16 protein-coding genes are annotated in these 16341 nt (G+C 65.6%); 10 read left to right on the top strand and 6 right to left on the bottom strand.

Going from position 1 to position 16341, the window contains the following annotated elements; all coding sequences use genetic code 11:
- Positions 1 to 146 precede the first annotated feature (146 nt).
- Complete coding sequence (gene arcA, locus VKI00_RS26270; RefSeq protein ID WP_324443452.1) at positions 147 to 1355, bottom strand: arginine deiminase; 1209 nt, start codon at positions 1353 to 1355, stop codon at positions 147 to 149.
- Positions 1356 to 1401: 46 nt separating this feature from the next.
- Here arcA and soxR point away from each other — a divergent pair, with 46 nt between their 5' ends.
- Positions 1402 to 1833, top strand: coding sequence for a redox-sensitive transcriptional activator SoxR (gene soxR, locus VKI00_RS26265; RefSeq protein WP_324443450.1), 432 nt, complete (start codon positions 1402 to 1404; stop codon positions 1831 to 1833).
- Positions 1834 to 1869: 36 nt separating this feature from the next.
- A complete protein-coding gene (locus tag VKI00_RS26260) occupies positions 1870 to 2466 on the top strand; it encodes an alpha-ketoglutarate-dependent dioxygenase AlkB (protein ID WP_324443448.1) in 597 nt (198 codons plus the stop codon).
- A gap of 3 nt (positions 2467 to 2469) precedes the next feature.
- Here the strand turns inward: VKI00_RS26260 and VKI00_RS26255 are convergent, their stop codons facing one another.
- Genes VKI00_RS26255 through VKI00_RS26245 form a run of 3 tightly spaced genes read right to left on the bottom strand, consistent with a single transcriptional unit; the run spans position 2470 to position 4819 of the window.
- Positions 2470 to 3129, bottom strand: coding sequence for a DUF5642 family protein (locus tag VKI00_RS26255; protein ID WP_324443446.1), 660 nt, complete (start codon positions 3127 to 3129; stop codon positions 2470 to 2472).
- A gap of 24 nt (positions 3130 to 3153) precedes the next feature.
- A complete protein-coding gene (locus VKI00_RS26250) occupies positions 3154 to 3822 on the bottom strand; it encodes a DUF5642 family protein (protein ID WP_324443444.1) in 669 nt (222 codons plus the stop codon).
- A gap of 1 nt (position 3823) precedes the next feature.
- Entirely contained in the window at positions 3824 to 4819 is a 996-nt protein-coding gene (locus tag VKI00_RS26245; protein WP_324443442.1) for a GNAT family N-acetyltransferase, read from the bottom strand.
- 169 nt (positions 4820 to 4988) lie between these two features.
- Between VKI00_RS26245 and VKI00_RS26240 the strand changes: the two genes are divergently transcribed.
- The 8 genes from VKI00_RS26240 (at position 4989) to VKI00_RS26205 (ending at position 13890) form a co-directional block, all read left to right on the top strand.
- Positions 4989 to 5333 (top strand): hypothetical protein, encoded by a 345-nt coding sequence (locus VKI00_RS26240; RefSeq protein ID WP_324443440.1) that lies wholly within the window; start codon positions 4989 to 4991, stop codon positions 5331 to 5333.
- Between the two features lie 104 nt (positions 5334 to 5437).
- The gene (locus tag VKI00_RS26235; protein ID WP_324443504.1) at positions 5438 to 6121 is read left to right on the top strand and encodes a TetR/AcrR family transcriptional regulator; all 684 of its coding nucleotides are present in this window, start codon (positions 5438 to 5440) and stop codon (positions 6119 to 6121) included.
- Between the two features lie 206 nt (positions 6122 to 6327).
- Complete coding sequence (locus VKI00_RS26230) at positions 6328 to 7545, top strand: cytochrome P450 (protein WP_414687294.1); 1218 nt, start codon at positions 6328 to 6330, stop codon at positions 7543 to 7545.
- A 7-nt stretch (positions 7546 to 7552) separates the two neighbouring features.
- Positions 7553 to 8389 (top strand): mycofactocin-coupled SDR family oxidoreductase, encoded by an 837-nt coding sequence (locus tag VKI00_RS26225; RefSeq protein WP_324443438.1) that lies wholly within the window; start codon positions 7553 to 7555, stop codon positions 8387 to 8389.
- 23 nt (positions 8390 to 8412) lie between these two features.
- The gene (locus tag VKI00_RS26220) at positions 8413 to 9381 is read left to right on the top strand and encodes an enoyl-CoA hydratase/isomerase family protein (protein WP_324443436.1); all 969 of its coding nucleotides are present in this window, start codon (positions 8413 to 8415) and stop codon (positions 9379 to 9381) included.
- A gap of 16 nt (positions 9382 to 9397) precedes the next feature.
- Positions 9398 to 11788 (top strand): CoA transferase, encoded by a 2391-nt coding sequence (locus VKI00_RS26215; RefSeq protein ID WP_324443434.1) that lies wholly within the window; start codon positions 9398 to 9400, stop codon positions 11786 to 11788.
- A gap of 48 nt (positions 11789 to 11836) precedes the next feature.
- Positions 11837 to 12601 carry an SDR family NAD(P)-dependent oxidoreductase gene (locus VKI00_RS26210; protein ID WP_324443432.1) on the top strand — a complete coding sequence of 255 codons (765 nt, stop codon included), beginning with the start codon at positions 11837 to 11839 and terminating at the stop codon, positions 12599 to 12601.
- The gene (locus VKI00_RS26205) at positions 12598 to 13890 is read left to right on the top strand and encodes a hypothetical protein (RefSeq protein WP_324443430.1); all 1293 of its coding nucleotides are present in this window, start codon (positions 12598 to 12600) and stop codon (positions 13888 to 13890) included. Before VKI00_RS26210 ends, VKI00_RS26205 begins: the two co-directional genes overlap by 4 nt.
- A gap of 9 nt (positions 13891 to 13899) precedes the next feature.
- On the opposite strand, the gene VKI00_RS26200 is transcribed toward VKI00_RS26205, so the two are convergent.
- Both VKI00_RS26200 and VKI00_RS26195 read right to left on the bottom strand, forming a co-directional pair.
- The gene (locus tag VKI00_RS26200; protein ID WP_324443428.1) at positions 13900 to 15021 is read right to left on the bottom strand and encodes a M24 family metallopeptidase; all 1122 of its coding nucleotides are present in this window, start codon (positions 15019 to 15021) and stop codon (positions 13900 to 13902) included.
- 94 nt (positions 15022 to 15115) lie between these two features.
- Complete coding sequence (locus tag VKI00_RS26195) at positions 15116 to 16336, bottom strand: M24 family metallopeptidase (RefSeq protein ID WP_414687293.1); 1221 nt, start codon at positions 16334 to 16336, stop codon at positions 15116 to 15118.
- Positions 16337 to 16341: the final 5 nt, after the last annotated feature.

Raw genomic sequence — 16341 nt, 5'->3', positions numbered from 1 at the left:
TCTCTCGAGGAAGCGGACGAGGTCGTCGTCAACATCAATAGTCACAACCGCCACACTGACAGGCTCCACGTCGCAACGGCAAATCGGTTGCCGGATCGTTATGGTTTGGTGTCCTGCCGTGGGCGTGTCGTTGACCTAACGCGCGACTACAGCGCGTCGCGGGCGGCCGGACAGCACATGCACCGGGGACCTCCGCGACCGGTGCCCAGTTCGGAGGCAGCGACTGTCAACACCTCGATGCCGGCGTCCTCCAGACGAGCGTTGGTCCGCGCATTGCGTTCGTAGGCGACGACGACGCCGGGCGCCAGCGCCAACGTGTTGTTGCCGCCGTCCCACTGTTCACGTTCGGCGACAACGGGATCCAGCCCGGTATCGATGACCCGCAACTTGTCGATACCCATCGCGGCGGCGGCGGCATCGACGAACGGCGCTTCGTCCGAGATCTTCACGCCATCGGGTGTTCGCGCGATCGTGAACGCGGACAACGTATCGACGACGTTGGCATACATCACCACCGCGTCGGTGTCGACCATCGTGCACACGGTGTCCAGATGCATCTGCGCACGTTCCTGGGCCAGCGGCACGGCCAGCACCGTGTTGGCCAGGTCGTCGTCGAACAGGCTGCGCGCCAAGGCTTCCGCACCCGCCGGAGTGGTCCGTTCACCGACCCCGACCGCGACGACGCCGGGCGCCAGCAGCAATACGTCACCGCCTTCGACTGGCGCGGTGCGTGATTCGTAGGCGCGCCGCACACCGGTGAACCGCGGATGGTGGGCATAGATCAGGTCGGTCAGCGACGCCTCGCGTACCCGCGCCGGTAACGCCAGCGACGGGATGACGATGCGCGGCCCGACCCAGATCGACGAGTCGCGGGTGAACACCAGGTTCGGCAATGGCTCGATGACGTAGTCGGTGTCGTGGTACATCCGGCGCACCAGCGAGTCGTCCGCGCCGGCGTCCGACGGCAGCTCGGCGAAGGTCATACCCACCATCAGCACCTGCGCCAACCTGGCCGGATCCAGGCCACGTAGATACGCCGAAAGCTTTTGCGCCAAAGGCAATCCAAGCCGGGGAGCATCAACGGCGGCGGCGATGCCCTGCATCCTGGCGGCGCCACTGCCCAGCGCCTCCGTCAACAGGTCGGACAGCAGCAGTACCTCGACGCCGCGGGATCTGAGCAGCTCGGCGAACGCATCATGTTCCTCCTGCGCCCTTGCGACCCAAGGCAACCCGTCGAATAGCAGATCGTCGTTGTTACGCGGCGTGAGTCGCCGCAGTTCAGCGCCCGGTCGGTGCAGGATCGCCACGCGAAGTGCGCCGATTTCGGAGTTGGACCCCAGCGCGCCGTTACTCACACTTAGCACGGTAACCCGAACCGTCACCTCAAGTATGGTTTAGGTTATGAACACCGAGGAACTGCTTCCCGGCGAACTGGCCACTCGGGCCGGCGTTGCGGTCTCGGCTTTGCACTTCTACGAGCGGCAGGGGCTGATCACCAGCAGGCGCACGTCGGGCAACCAGCGCCGCTACAGTCGCGATACCCTGCGGCGGGTCGCCTTCATCAGAATGTCGCACCGGCTGGGCATTCCGCTGGCGCGCGTGCGTGACGCGCTGGCCACGCTGCCCGCCGATCGAGTTCCGACCAGTCGGGACTGGGCGAGGCTGTCGGCCGGCTGGCGGGCCGACCTCGACGATCGGATCTTGCATCTTCAGCGGCTGCGCAACAACCTCGCCGACTGCATCGGCTGCGGTTGCCTGAGCCTGCGCAGTTGCGCGTTGACCAACCCCGGCGACGTTCTCGCCGAGCAGGGCCCCGGGCCGGTCCGGCTTTAGCGTGCGTTCGAACGAGTGTGCGATAGACTCGGCGCCGTGGCGATTGCGGTACAGGAGTCGTTGTTCGAGTGCAACGATCGGCGGTCGCTCGGCAACGGAGCCTGGATTGATATCCGCTCCGGATGGCTGACCGGCGCCGACGACTTATTGAACGAACTGCTGACGACGGTGCCGTGGCGAGCCGAGCGGCGTCAGATGTACGACCGCGTCCTCGACGTGCCGCGCCTGGTGAGCTTTCATGACCTCACTGTCGAGGATCCGCCGCACCCGCGGTTGAGCCGGTTGCGCCGCCGGCTCAACGACATCTACGCCGGCGAGTTGGGCGAACCGTTCACCACCGTAGGTCTGTGCTGGTATCGCGACGGGTCGGACAGCGTCGCCTGGCATGGCGACACGATCGGGCGCAGCAGCACCCACGACACCATGGTGGCGATCGTCAGCCTCGGCGCCACCCGCACCTTCGCGTTGCGGCCGCGCGGCGGTGGCCCGTCGCTGCGGCTACCGCAGGCCCACGGCGATCTGCTGGTGATGGGCGGTTCGTGTCAACGGACCTGGGAACATTCGGTGCCCAAAACGTCGGCCAGTTCCGGCCCCCGGGTCAGTCTGCAGTTCCGGCCCAGAGACGTGCGCTGACCGTCAGCTTCGCACTGCCGCGACCGACTTGACCAGCAGGTCGCGCGCCCGATTGAGGTCGACCGGAGTAGCGGGCTTGTCACGTTGCAGCACCGAGTTGCAGGTGATGATCACCTGGTAGTCGCCGAAGTGCGCGGAATAGTTGTAAAGCTCGCCGGTGCGCGGCTTTCCTTGCACGGTCGTTTGCAGGACACGATGCACTCCCAGGGTGCGGGTCCCATCGATACGCGGCGCGTCGACAACCTCGATGAGGCCGCGGATCCGACCCCCCTGGAACACCACCTTCTTGCAGTTTCGTCCCGGGTCCTCGAACGGCACCGGCTCGTTGGTCTGCACGGCCATGGCGATGAAGCGGTTGCCAGCCCCTTCGGCGGCCACCGCGGCCATGTTCCCCTGCAGGCCCGGCGGCATGTCCTGGCCGACCACGAATGAGCTGCAGTCCGGGGGGTCGAACGTCAGACCCGGCGGAAGTTTGTGCGTTGCCAGCACCTTGGGATCGATGCTGGTTTTTGGGGTGTCCTTGACTTTGTAGGCCGGCCCGAAGTCCGACTTCACCTGCGAGATCTTGCTGATATCGGCGGTAGGGGCGGTCTCCGATGATCCGTGAGATGAACAAGCCGCCAGCAAGCAGGCACTTCCGATCGCCACCCCTATTCTCGTCACTCGGGTCAATCTAATGCACCGCCCTCAGGCCCGTAAGGCCGACACGGCTTTAACCAGCAGGTCGGACGCGAATTGCGGCGTCAGCGACGACGGCGGTGCGCCCGGGTCGCTGATCAGCGTGGTGAACGCATAGTAATTGCCCAGGTAAGCAGTGAAAGTGCTTACCCGCGACGTGATTTCATTGCCACCTTCGACGGAGTTGGTGATATCGGTTGCCATGCCGAGGGTTTCGGCGCCATCGATGCGGGGCGAATCGACAAGATGGACGCGAGCCGTAGCGCGGCCGCCGGTCATGGTCCACTGTCGGCACTGGGCAACCAGCGACTGGTCGAGCGTGACCGGCCCCGTCGGCGCGGCAGCGACCACCGCGTAGACGAGGCCGGCCGGGCCGGATCCCGAGATGCCCTGGGCGGCTTGACCCTGACCGCCGGCCGGGTCGGCCAACGCCGCACAGCGCGCGGGGGTCGCTGCGCCGTGGCCGGCGACACCCCAGAGCTCCGACGGCGCGGCCACGCCCGAAATCGCGGTCACCTCAAAGTCTGGCGGCAGGTCGCGTCCCACCCGCCTGATGTTGCCGGGGTCGACGTGGCGACCCGCCGTCGTCGTCGAAGGCACCGGAGCGGGTGGATGTGCGTGGGCGCACGAGGCGAGCAGCAGGACAATCGCCGCAACCGCCGCGACTCGCAGTCGCATGCTAGCCGACAGCCCGAATAACTTGGCGTGCAGCGCGTTTGATTTCGTCCGACATGTCGCGACTCAACGGAAGGTCCCGGAGTTCGGGCACGTCGATCACGGTGGTGACCACGCCGACGTCGTCGCGCTCCCAGAGGGCGCCGTAGTGATCCATGATGGTCCGCATCGCCGCGTTGTCGGCGAGCATCCGAGCGGAGAACCTTTCGATTCCGTCGACCCGGGCGGCCACGGAAACCGCAGCGATCAGGAAGGAACCGATCCCGCGGCCCTGGTAGGCGTCGGCGACGGTGAACGCGATCTCGCCGATGGCGGGATCCTGATCGTCCCGAACGAAGCGGGCGTCGGCAACCGGGTTGCCACCCTTGTCGGTCATCACCCACACGAAGTGATCGACATAGTCGACCTCGGCCAAGTACTCCATCAACGCCGGGCTGGGAACGCGCGGTGACATGAACCGCCGATACAGCGTCTCGTTGGAGAACAGGACGTGACCCCGCATGGTTCGCTCGTTGTCGCCGGGCAGCACCGGACGAAGCAGTAGTTCTGTTCCGTCGCGAACCGTGACCGGGATCGGCGTGAGGAAAGCCGCGAGTCGCTGGCGCACCGTGCGCACCAGTCGGCTCATGATCCCCGGGATGTGCACCATCCGTGCAAACCCGTCGTTGTCACCGATCCAGCCGGTCAACGGTTCGGTCGTGGTCACCGTCGCCGTGCGCGGGATGTCACGCAGCAGGGCGATCTCACCGACGATCATGCCAGCGGTCACCTGCTCGACGGTCACGACGTCGTCGCCTCCGACGTGCCTGATCTCGGCAGCACCCGACGAGATCAGCAGAAAGGAAACCGCCTGCTCACCCTGCTGCATGAGGACCTGGCCCGCGGCGGCCTGCAGCGGCTGCACGCTCGCCGCCAGCGGCATCAAGTCCTCGGGCGGACATCCCTTGAAGATGTCCAAGGTGGCGAGTTCGTCGGCGCGCAGCGCGGTCAGTTCGGTCACGATGCCAAGTCCGCCCCTGTTGCCGTCGCATACGCGCCAGGTCGGCGACCCCCTGCCGCGGTCGGATGCTGCCAAGGTTATGGGCTGGGTTCGGGTTGCAGCAAGGATGCGCATGTCTTGCCCTGCCCCCCGGAGGGTACGCGGGGCACGGCCGGGCCAGACTCACGGCATGGACATCACCGAGGATCCGCAGCGGGCTACCCGCAATTTGCTCGATCGCACGGCTACGGTGCGGCACGGTTTCCTCGACGTGCTGGGCGAGTCAATGGCGCCCGAGGTTCGCACGTTCGCCCAACGGGCGATGAACAGCCCATTGGTCGCGGGCGTGTACGAGCGACTGTGGCGGCCGGTTGCGTTCTACGTTGCCAGCGGCGTCACCACCCGCGCCGAGCAACGCCGCGCGGCCGACGGACTCCGCACGCCGCAGCCGCGCGGGGCTGTCCGGTTGGGTGAGGGTGCTGGCGGGGAGCGGCCACAAGCTGTCCGTTCGACTGGCGGAAAAGATTTTGATTGACACTACGAATATAGAGTAGTCTGGGGGGCGAACCAAAACCCAGCACACCGCAGAGAACCGCGTTGACCCCAAAAGCGCCTGTCATAGGCCGCTACACTGCCGGCATACAAAAGAGACGCAAGCCAAATCCGGACCAGCGCCGCCGCGAACTGTGCGATGCGGCGATCCAGTTGCTGGCCGACGACGGCGCCAAGGGCCTGAGCCACCTGAAAGTCGACGCCCGCGCCGGCGTGCCCGACGGCACCACCTCGTTCTACTTCCGCACCCGCTCAGCGCTGCTGCGCGCGGTTGCCGAGCGGATGGTCGAGCTCGACTTGGCCGCTTTGCAGTCGGTTGCCGACCGGGCCGGCCTCGACGACGGAGCGTCGTCCTCCACCCTGGCAAATCTGGTCATCCAGTCCGGTGAAGAACCGCAGCTGAGCCGCACCAAGGCGCGCTACGAGCTGACCATGCAAGCAAGCCGCGATCCGGAGATGGCCGCAACCCTGCAGCGCGCCACCGACGCGTTCACCAAGCTTCATCACGACATCTTGGTGCAGCTGCTGCCACACGGCGCCGACCTGGATCCCGCGGTCGTCGACGATCTGAGCAACGTCACGCTGACGTTCATCAACGGTCTTTTGCTGCGGTTCGCCCACGGCGACCGGATCATCGACAGCCCGGAGCAGCTCGACGGCGTCTTGTCGGCCGTCGTGGCCGGGATCCTGGGCAGCGAGCAACAGGGACGGCTCACCCACGTCGGCGCCGCGGTGCAGCCGCGCCGCCGGCGGTCAACGCCGAGCCGCTAGGCCACCCGGCTCTTGCCCAAATGCCAGCCCATGTGGTTCTCTACGGCAATAGAGTTAACCGGCGTCGCGCCTGAGCCGGCCAGCGCAGTTCCGTTAAGCAGAAAGTACAAATCGCCCGTACCGCCTCAGACGCTGACACACTGTCGGCATCGACCCCGGCACGCGGCCCATCCGGGCGTGGAAGTTGTAGCGAAAGGCAAGATTTCGTGACGATCAGCACCGACGGAGATCTCCAAGACGTCTGTGACGTCTACTACGACCCCTACGACGTCGTCCTCAACGCTGACCCCTATCCGATGTTCCGCCGACTGCGCGAAGAAGCGCCGGTGTACTACAACGCACAGCACGACTTCTACGCGTTGAGCCGGTTCACCGACGTCGACAAGGGTCTGGTCGACCACGCCACGTTCAGCTCAGCTCGGGGCATCATCCTGGAGCTGATCAAGGCCAACCTCGACATCCCGCCCGGCCTGCTCATCATGGAAGATCCGCCGATCCATGACATCCACCGCAAGCTGCTGGCCCGGATGTTCACCCCCCGCAAAATCGCTGCGCTCGAGCCGCAGATCCGCGAATTCTGCGCCCAGTCGCTGGACCCGCTCATCGGTTCCGGACACATCGACTTCGTCGCGGACCTGGGCGCCCAAATGCCGATGAAAGTCATCAGCATGCTGCTCGGCATCCCGGAAGACGATCAGGAATTCATCCGCGACCGCACCAACGCACAGCTACGCACCGAGGCCGGCAAACCCATGAACCACGAACGCGGCTTGGCCACCGGCGAAATCTTTGCCGCCTACATCGATTGGCGCGCCACCCATCCGTCCGATGACATCATGACCGAACTGCTCAACGTCGAGTTCGTCGACGAGACCGGCACCACCCGCCGACTGACCCGCGACGAGCTGCTGATCTATCTCAACGTCGTCGCGGGCGCGGGCAACGAGACCACCACCCGGCTGATCGGTTGGGCCGGAAAGGTTCTCGCCGAACACCCGGATCAGCGCCGCGAACTGGTTGACAACCCCGCACTGATACCGCAGGCCGTAGAGGAACTCCTGCGATTCGAGACACCGGCCCCGCACGCGGCCAGGTACGTGACCCGCGACATCAGCTTCCACGGCCAAACCGTCCCCGAAGGCGCCGTGATGATGATGCTCCTCGGGGCCGCCTGCCACGACGACCGCCAATTCGGCCCGGACAGCGAGGAATTCAACATCCACCGGCCGACTCGTCAGCACCTGGCTTTCAGCGTCGGCACCCACTTCTGCCTGGGCTCCGCGTTGGCCCGCCTGGAAGGCCGAATCGCGTTGGAAGAGATCCTCAAACGCTTCCCGGAGTGGGAAGTCGACCTGGCGAACGCCCGACTCAGCCCGACGTCGACGGTCCGAGGGTGGGAGTCGATGCCGGCCCGGACAGCGTGACACGGCGATGACCGGTCGCGTTGAGGGCAAGGTCGCGTTCATCAGCGGAGCGGCGCGCGGCCAGGGCCGCAGCCACGCCGTCCGGTTGGCCCAAGAGGGCGCCGATATCATCGCGTTCGACATCTGCGGGCCAATCGACAACATGGCCTACCCGCACTCGAACCCCGAGGACCTCGCCGAGACCATCGAGTTGGTCAAGGCCCAGAACCGCCGCATCGTGGCAGCAGAGGCCGACGCGCGTGACTACGACGCGCTCAAAGCCTTGGTGGACAGCGGTGTGGAACAACTCGGCCGGCTCGACATCATCGTCGCGAACGCGGGCGTCGGCACCTTCGGCAACAAACTGCACAAGATCCCCGAGCAGATCTGGCAGGACATGATCGACGTCAACCTCTCCGGCGTCTGGAAGACCGTCAAAGCCGGTGTGCCGCATATCCTCGCCGGCGAGCGCGGTGGATCCATCGTGCTGACCGGCTCGGTCGGGTCGCACAAGGCCATGGCCTACACCGGCCACTACATCGCCGCCAAACACGGCGTGATGGGACTGATGCGGTCATTCGCCGTCGAGCTCGGCCAGCACCGAATCCGGGTGAACTCGGTGCACCCCAGCCAGGTCAACACCCCGATGACCATGAACGACGTGACGTTCAAGCTGTTTCGGCCCGATCTGGAGAATCCCGGACCCGAGGACTTCGCCCCGTTCTCGCAGATGACGCATACGCTGCCGGTGCCCTGGGTGGAGGCCGCCGACATCAGCAACGCCGTCCTGTTCCTCGCCTCTGACGAATCTCGTTATGTCACCGGCGTTTCGCTACCGGTCGATGCCGGTGCTTTGCTCAAGTAGACACAACGAATTGGAGATAAGTCATGCCTGAATACGACTACGAAAAACTGAAGAAGGAAGCCGAGCAGTACATCAGGTTCGAGAAGGACAAGAAGAACCGGATCGCCTACATCACCTTCGACCGTCCCGACGCCCAGAACGCGACCACGTTGGGCATGCGGCAGAACTACGCCGACCTGATCCACAAGTGCAACGTGGACGACGAGGTCAAGGTCGTGGTGATCCGGGGTGAGGGCGAGGATTTCGGTAGCGGCGGAGACTTGCCCGAGCAGCGTCCGATGCTGGAGAACCCGGGCCTGCCGCTGCTGCATGAACTCGCCATCAACGACGACGACGTCAAGTACCCGCCGGGCGGCTCATACCGCTACCTGTCCACCGTCACCGACTTCTACGCGAAGGCGCGCGCCGGAAATCGCCCGCTTCAGGAGCTTCGCAAGATCAGCATCATCGAGGCCAAGGGCTACTGCTACGGCTGGCACTTTTATCAGGCCGGCGACGCCGATCTGGTGATCTCTTCTGACGACGCGCTTTTCGGGCATCCGGCCTTCCGCTATGTCGGTTGGGGACCACGCCTGTGGTGGTGGGCGGAGACGATGGGCCTGCGGAAGTTCTCCGAGATGCTGTTCACCGGCCGGCCGTTCAGCGCCAAGGAGATGTACGACTGCGGCTTCGTCAACAGCGTCGTGCCCCGCGACAAGCTTGAGGATGAGACGCTGAAATACGCGCTGGCATGCTCGAAGTCGCGCCCGACCGACACCGTCGCGGTGCAGAAGACGTTCCTGGAGCTGTACAAGCAGCACAAGGGCGAGTACTTCGGCAGCCTGCTCACCGGCATGGTCGAGGGCATGCTGCCGCTGATCCAAAACGACGCGCAAGAGGTCGACCTCACCGAGGGCACCTTCGAAAAGGGCCTCAACAACGTCGTCAAGGACAACGACCTGAACTTCCCGCCGGAGTGGCGGCTCAGCCGCTCGGGACGCAACAAGCCCTAACGTTTCGAGGGAGCGCATGTCGGCACTGACTGGTATCAGGATCGTCGAGCTGGCCGAATCGGTCGCCGGAGAATACTGCGGGAAACTGCTCGCGGACTTCGGCGCCGAGGTGGTCAAGATCGAGCGGCCGGATTGTGGTAGCCCGACTCGGGCGATGGCCCCGATCATCGGCGGTGCTGGCGGACCTGAGCGCAGCGCGCTGTTCGCCTACCTGAACACCAACAAGCGTTCGGTCGTGCTCGACGTGTCCGGTGCCGCCGAGATCGAGAGGCTGCACCGGATCATCGCCACAGCCGACGCGGTCGTCGACGATCACGCCCCAGCCTGGGCCGAAGCGGTTGGCTTGTCAGCGACCGAAATTCCAGGTCGGCACCCTGCCGTGGTGTTCTGCTCGATCACCCCCTACGGCGGTCAGGCCCCGCCGGAGTTCCAGAACGCCAAGAGCATCAACGTGTTCCACAGCAGCGGATGGGGTTACCACACGCCCAGCCACGCCGACCCGGCCAAACCGCCGTTGAAGGGACCCGGCCGTTTCCTCGCCGACTACGAGGCCGGGCTCGACGCGGCGTTGTGCGTCGCGGCGTCGCTGTTCTCGCACTTGCACAGTGGCAGAGGTGAATTCATCGATGTGTCACAGCACGCGGTGCTAGCGTCGCGCGCCGACTGCGTGCTGGGCAGGTTCATCACCGGGGAGGTCGCGCCGGAAAACACCCGCGCCGATTACGACCAGCAGGGCCCGGCCTCGTTCTTCGCATGCGCGGACGGCTTCGTCTACCTGTACATGACCAGCCCTAACCACTGGATGGGCCTCAAAAAGCTGATGGGCCAACCAGAATGGCTGAACACATTCGACGACGACTGGCTTGAGTTCTCGGTTACGCCGGAGAAAGTGGCGACATTCCGGGACGGGTTCGCCAAGTGGGTCGCGGGCCTGACCAAGGACGCGGCAGCAGAGGAGGCGCAGCGGTTGGGAGTGCCCCTGGTGCCCGTCAAAAGCGCTGCCGACCTGAAGACCTCGCCCCAGTACCGTCATCGCGGCTTTTTTCAGGACGTCACCCATCCGGTACTGGGCGCCGCCGCGTACCCGACAGTTCCCTACCTGATGAGTGCATCACCGGCGCGCATCACCCACGCCGCCCCGATCCTTGGCCAGCACACCGCCGAGATCGCGGCCAGCATCGCGACGCCACGCCCGTCGCCGAAAGTGACTTCGGCCCAACTCAAACCGCCGAGGGTGTCGCGGGGCGGCCCGTTAGAAGGGGTCCGGGTCGTCGAGCTCACCAAAGTGTGGGCCGGCCCGTACACCGGCAAGCTACTTGCGTTCCTGGGCGCCGAAGTGATCAAGGTGGAAAGCTCCGCCAATCCCGACGAGATGCGCGCCTACGGCGGGACCGACATCAACCACGCGCCCTACTTTCTGTCCATCAACCCCGAAGTGCTCAGCGTGGAGTTGGACCTCAAGTCGGCAGCAGACATGGACCGGCTCCGTCACCTGATCGCCCACAGCGACATCGTCATCAACAACCTTCGGCCGGGGGCGATGGAGCGCCTGGGACTCGGTTACCAGCAGCTGACGTCGATCAAGAGCGACATCATGTCGGTGTCAATAAAGATGTGGGGCAACGACGGACCGCTGGGCTATCAGACCGGATACGCGCCGTGCTTCGCCGCGTTGGCCGGAATCGCCTCGCTGGTGGGCTATCCGGGTGGACCGCCGCTCGGCACTAGCATGCGTTACGGGGATTCCACCGTCGGCGCCGCCGCGGCGCTCGCCGCCGTGGTGGCATTGCTGCATCGCGACCGCACCGGCGAAGGCCAGTTCGTCGACGTCTCGGCCGTCGAGACGCTGTCGTCGATGATCGGCGATTGTCTGCTCGAACACGATCTGACCGATAAGCAGGTCGTCCCCGAAGGCAACCGCGATCCGGATATGGCCCCGCACAATTGCTATCGCTGTGCGGGTGGCGACTGGATCAGCATTGCGGTGGCCGACGAGGTGCAGTGGCGCGCACTGTGCGAAGTCCTCGGTGCCCCGGCGCTCGCCGAGGACGTGCGCTACGCGGGCATGCCCGCGCGACTCGAACACACCGATGCGCTCGACGCCGACCTCGCCCAGTTGACCAGTAGTCACGACGCCGCTCAACTGGCGCACCGGCTCCGCTCGGCCGGCGTGCCGTCGAGCAAGAGCGCGACCTCCCTCGACGTGATCGGCGATCAATTGCTCTGGGACCGCGAGCTTTACCGCTTTGTCAGCGATCATCGCGAGGGGCAACGGCCGATCGTGGCGGCGCCGTGGCGAATGTCGGTTGCTCCGACACAGATCGAGCGGGGCGCTCCCGACCTCGGCGAGCACAACGACTATGTTCTGCACGAGATCTTGCGCCCCCACGCGACGGAGAGAACATGACCGCGACGGCGACGATGCAGAGCGCAGCGATGAGGAGGAGCGGCGCACTTGACTGAGATATTGGCGGGTACCGCGGCGCTGGTGACGGGCGCCAGCAGCGGCATCGGCACCGCGACGGCAAGGGCGCTGGCGGCCCAGGGCGCCGCGGTCGCCCTGGTCGCCCGCCGCGCCGATCGGCTGGATCAAGTCAAGGCCGATATCGAATCGGCCGGCGGCACCGCGCTGGCCGTGGCCGCCGACGTTACCGACGCCGAGGACGTCGCCGCCGCGGTGCAGCGGACCGTCGACGAGCTGGGACGACTCGACACGGTGGTGAACAATGCCGGGCTGATGCGGATGGCGCCCGTTGTTGAAGCGCCGCTACAGGATTGGGACGACCTGGTTCGGGTCAACGTGCAGGGTGTCTTGTATGTCACCCGGGCCGCCGTCCCGCACCTGATCGACGCGGCCGCGGACTCACCACGCGGTGTGGCCGATCTGGTCACCATCAGTTCCACCGCCGGCTGGGTCGCCCGTCCGAACACCGCCGTCTATTCGCTCACGAAATTCGGGGTGAACGCGTTCAGCGAGGGCATCCGCCAGGAGCTGCTGGGCAAGCGAGTGCGGGTCGGCGTGGTCGGGCCCGGCACGGTCGACACCGAGATCGGCAGCCACCTCTCCCCCGAGTCGCGCGAGGCATTCGATCGTCAGACCGCCGGCATGGTCAAGTTGGCGCCCGAAGACATCGCCGACGCAGTGCTTTACATCGTCACCCGCGACCGAAGAGTGGCGGTCAACCACATGTTGGTCCGCGCCGCCGAACAGACCTGGTGATCGACGCAGACGATCGCTGGGTCACCGGGGATCACTTCGGACTCCCCATCCCCGCCGACCCCGCCGCGTTACGCGCCGGCGGGACAACGTTTCTGAGCCAGGCTTTCCGTGCCTCGGGTGCCCTGACCGCCGGCAACGCGGTCACCGGGATCAGCGGGTTTCACGAAGTTCCGGGCGGAAGCACCGGACGGAAAGTTCTGCTGCGCATCGAATACGAGAAGTCCGACGCACAAACCCATGCCGATTTGTTTGTCAAGTTCTCCCGCGACTTGGACAACCCGATTCGTGACCGCGGGAAGACGCAGATGGAATCGGAGGTGCTATTCGCGTCGCTGTCCGGTGCGCCTGGATTCCCGATCACCGTGCCCGCAATTCAGTTCGCCGACTATCATCGCGACACGGGTACCGGAATACTGATCACCGAACGAATTCACTTCGGAGCCAACGGCATCGAGCGCCAATACCACAAGTGCCTGGACTACGAGATGCCCGAACCACTCGATCACTACCGCGCGTTGCTGACCGCGCTGGCGCGGCTCGTCGGGTACCACCGATCGAGACGCCTGCGTCCCGAGCAGGCCGGTCAGTTCCCTATCGATCTCCAGGCGGCGCAGGTCGGTGAACGAGTACCGCTGAGCGCCGACAAGCTGGACCGGCGCCTGAACCGGCTGGCCGAATTCGCGGAGGCCAGTCCCGGGTTGCTGCCCGCCAACGTTCGCTCAGCGAAATTCATCGTGCGGCTGCGCAACGACGCGTCTCGATTCCTGCGGCACGAGCCCGCGGTGTGGAGTTATCTGGCCGGCGCGACCGATTACCTCGCGCTGTGTCACTGGAATGCCAACGTAGACAACGCATGGTTCTGGCGCGACGCCGACAACGCGTTGCACTGTGGTCTGCTGGACTGGGGATGCGTCGGCCAGATGAACGTCGCGATGGCGCTGTGGGGAGCGATGTCGGGCGCCGAAACCGACATGTGGGACTGCCATCTCGACGACTTGCTTGCCCTGTTCGTCGCGGAGATACGCGAGTGCGGCGGGCCCGATCTCGACGTGGGCGAATTACGCCGTCAGCTAATGCTTTACGTCGGGATCATGGCGGTCGCGTGGCTGCTCGACGTACCCGCCTTGATCCTTTCACGTTTCGGCGATGCTGCTCGCTCGCTTACCCGCAATGATCCGCTCATCAAGGACGACGAGAGTGTCCGCGCGCCGTTGCAAATGCTCGCCAATGCGTTAAACCTCTGGGAGACACAGCACTTCGGCGATCTTCTCGACGCGATGCTTGGGTGAGCCCGCCGACTACTGGCACGACGGGCTGGTAGTCAGCACCTCTGGCCCGCTGTCGGTGATGACGACGGTGTCGCGGTGGAGTACCGCGCCGACACCTTCCTGCCACACGTAGCCGGTGAGTGCCAACACCATCCCCGGATCCAGATGTTCGCGTTCGGCGGTGGCCGGAAGCTGCCGGGAAATCACCGGCGGATCGAAGCCCAGCCCCAGCCCGTGCGCGATGGCCATCGGCGGCAGCGGTTCGCCGGCCAGGCCGTAAGCCGCGAGCAGATCACTGGCCGGCGCGCCGGGACGGCAGGCGGCAACCATCCTGTCCCACAGCTCATTCGAGCGCTGATAGAGCTTGTGAGTCGACCCGTCGTCGGCGTCACCGGCGGGCCAGGTCCGGCCTACCTCCGCGACGTATCCGTCGGCCAGAGCTCCGGCACAAAACGCCACCAGATCACCCGAATTCACCTGGCCGTCGCCGGTTGCTCGCCGCCACGGGTGTTCCCGACAGGTCACCCATGCGGCGTCCTGGGTGGCCGGCGTGCTGACGCCGCCCGCCGCCATCGCCTCCAGTACCGCGCCCGCCAACGTCTGCTCCGAAAGTCCGGGCCGCAATTCCGCGACCGCAGCGGCAATTCCCGCTTCGGCGACCCGCAGCGCGGTGTTCATCGCCGCCACCTCATCGGGCGTCTTGGTCCGCCGCGCGGTCCGCATCACCACTTCGCCGTCGACGAGTTCGGCATTCGGAAACGCCGTCGGCAGCAGCGTGGCGAAAGTCGGTGTGATCGCGTCGGTTCCGACGCGGCGGGCGGTCGATGCCCCGTCGATGTTCTTCAAGACGTCGATGAGCGTCAGTGGATTCCAGGCCAGACCGTAAAGCCGGTCGCGGCCGATCTCCTCAGGGATCCCTTCGTCAGCTGTGCTCATGAGATACATCTCGGCGGTGGCTCGAACGACCACACAGACCGGGCCGAACGGCCGCGTCCCGCCGATCCACAACTGTGGCGCACCGGTCACGTAGCGGACATTGGCCTGTCGTCCGAGCACCAGGATGTCGATGTCGTGCGCACGCATCTGCGCCAGCGCCCGTTCGCGACGACCCATACGTAATGCCCGGCCGTCGGGCGAAATCTCAGTTGCCATCGGCGCTACTCCTCCGCATCGCTTCGCATTGGATTGCCCGACTCCTCCTCGCCCCGCTTCGCGGGGTGCATCGTCGTCGGGCGCTGCATCGTCGTCAGCGCGCGCCATAGGGCGTATAAGGGTAGTCGGTAATCGGCACGAAGCCGTCTTCGGTAATCACCACGATCTCCTCACTGCGGTAGCCGCCGGTGCCGTCCTCCCACACCACCGGCTCCAGCACCAGCACCATGCCTGCCGGAAACACGAAGTTGTCGTCGTACTCCTCGCCTAGATCTGTTCCGATCATGGGCGGCGCGGCGGGGTAGGTGCCGATGCCGTGTCCGAGGTAGAAGTGTGGCAGCCACGGCCTGCTGCCGCCGTTGGCGGCGATCGCCGCGCGGGCCAGATCACCCGACGTCGCACCGGCTTTGGTCACTTTCAGCACCGCGTCGAGAATGTGACGCCACTGGTCGAATTGCGCTTGCTGGCGCGCCGAGGGCTGGTCGCCCACTAGCCAGGTTCGACCGAAATCCGAACAATACCCGGCGTAGCTGATGCTGACGTCGGTCCACAGCACGTCACCTTTGGCGAGTTCGCGCTCCGCGGTCAGCAGCGGCAGCGCGAGGTCGCCGTGCGTCGTCCAGACCCCCTCGGCACGCGACGGCGGCATCACCTGCCAGATCGCCTCCAGCATATTGGCGGTCGCACCCAATTCGAATGCCCTGCGCACCAACTTGGCCGACAGATCGGTTTGCCGTACGCCGGGCGCCAATTGCTGCTGCACGTCGGCCATGGCCTGCTCGGTGATGCGAGTGGTTTTTTGGAGGCAAGAAAGCTGGTCTATTGTCTTGACCAGGCTGGCTTCCGCCACCACCACGGCCGCCTCCGACGGCGGCCCGCCCGGAAAGAGCCGATCCGCGGCCCGACGCATCGCCCCGGTCAGCTCATCGACCGCGACAGTCGCACCTAGCGGTAACAGGTCGGCAATCACCCGCGCGAAATCCTCGACGCCCTCCTCTAATTCGAGATACAGCGGACCGTGCAGGTGATCGGCCGGCACCTGCGACTCCGACGCGGTCCCTTCCCGGAACGGTAGGAACAAATGCGGGTGCTCATCGGTTGCCAGCACGATCGCCACCGGCCGCTCGACGTGCGACAGGCCGGCGTCGAGCACCGGCCAACTGGCACCCGTCGCGTACACCACGTTGTCGTTCATCAACAGGATCAGCGCATCGACGCCGTTGTCGGCCATGGCCGATCGAAGCCGCGCACCGGCTTCCCGACGCATCCGCGACCAGTCCGGCTCATCGGGGATGACCAGCGTTTGGGGACTCATTGGGG

Source organism: Mycobacterium sp., assembly GCF_035314665.1.
GTDB lineage: Bacteria > Actinomycetota > Actinomycetes > Mycobacteriales > Mycobacteriaceae > Mycobacterium.
The sequence above is the reverse complement of the archived record's forward strand: the minus strand, read 5'-3'. Positions and strand labels throughout refer to the sequence as shown.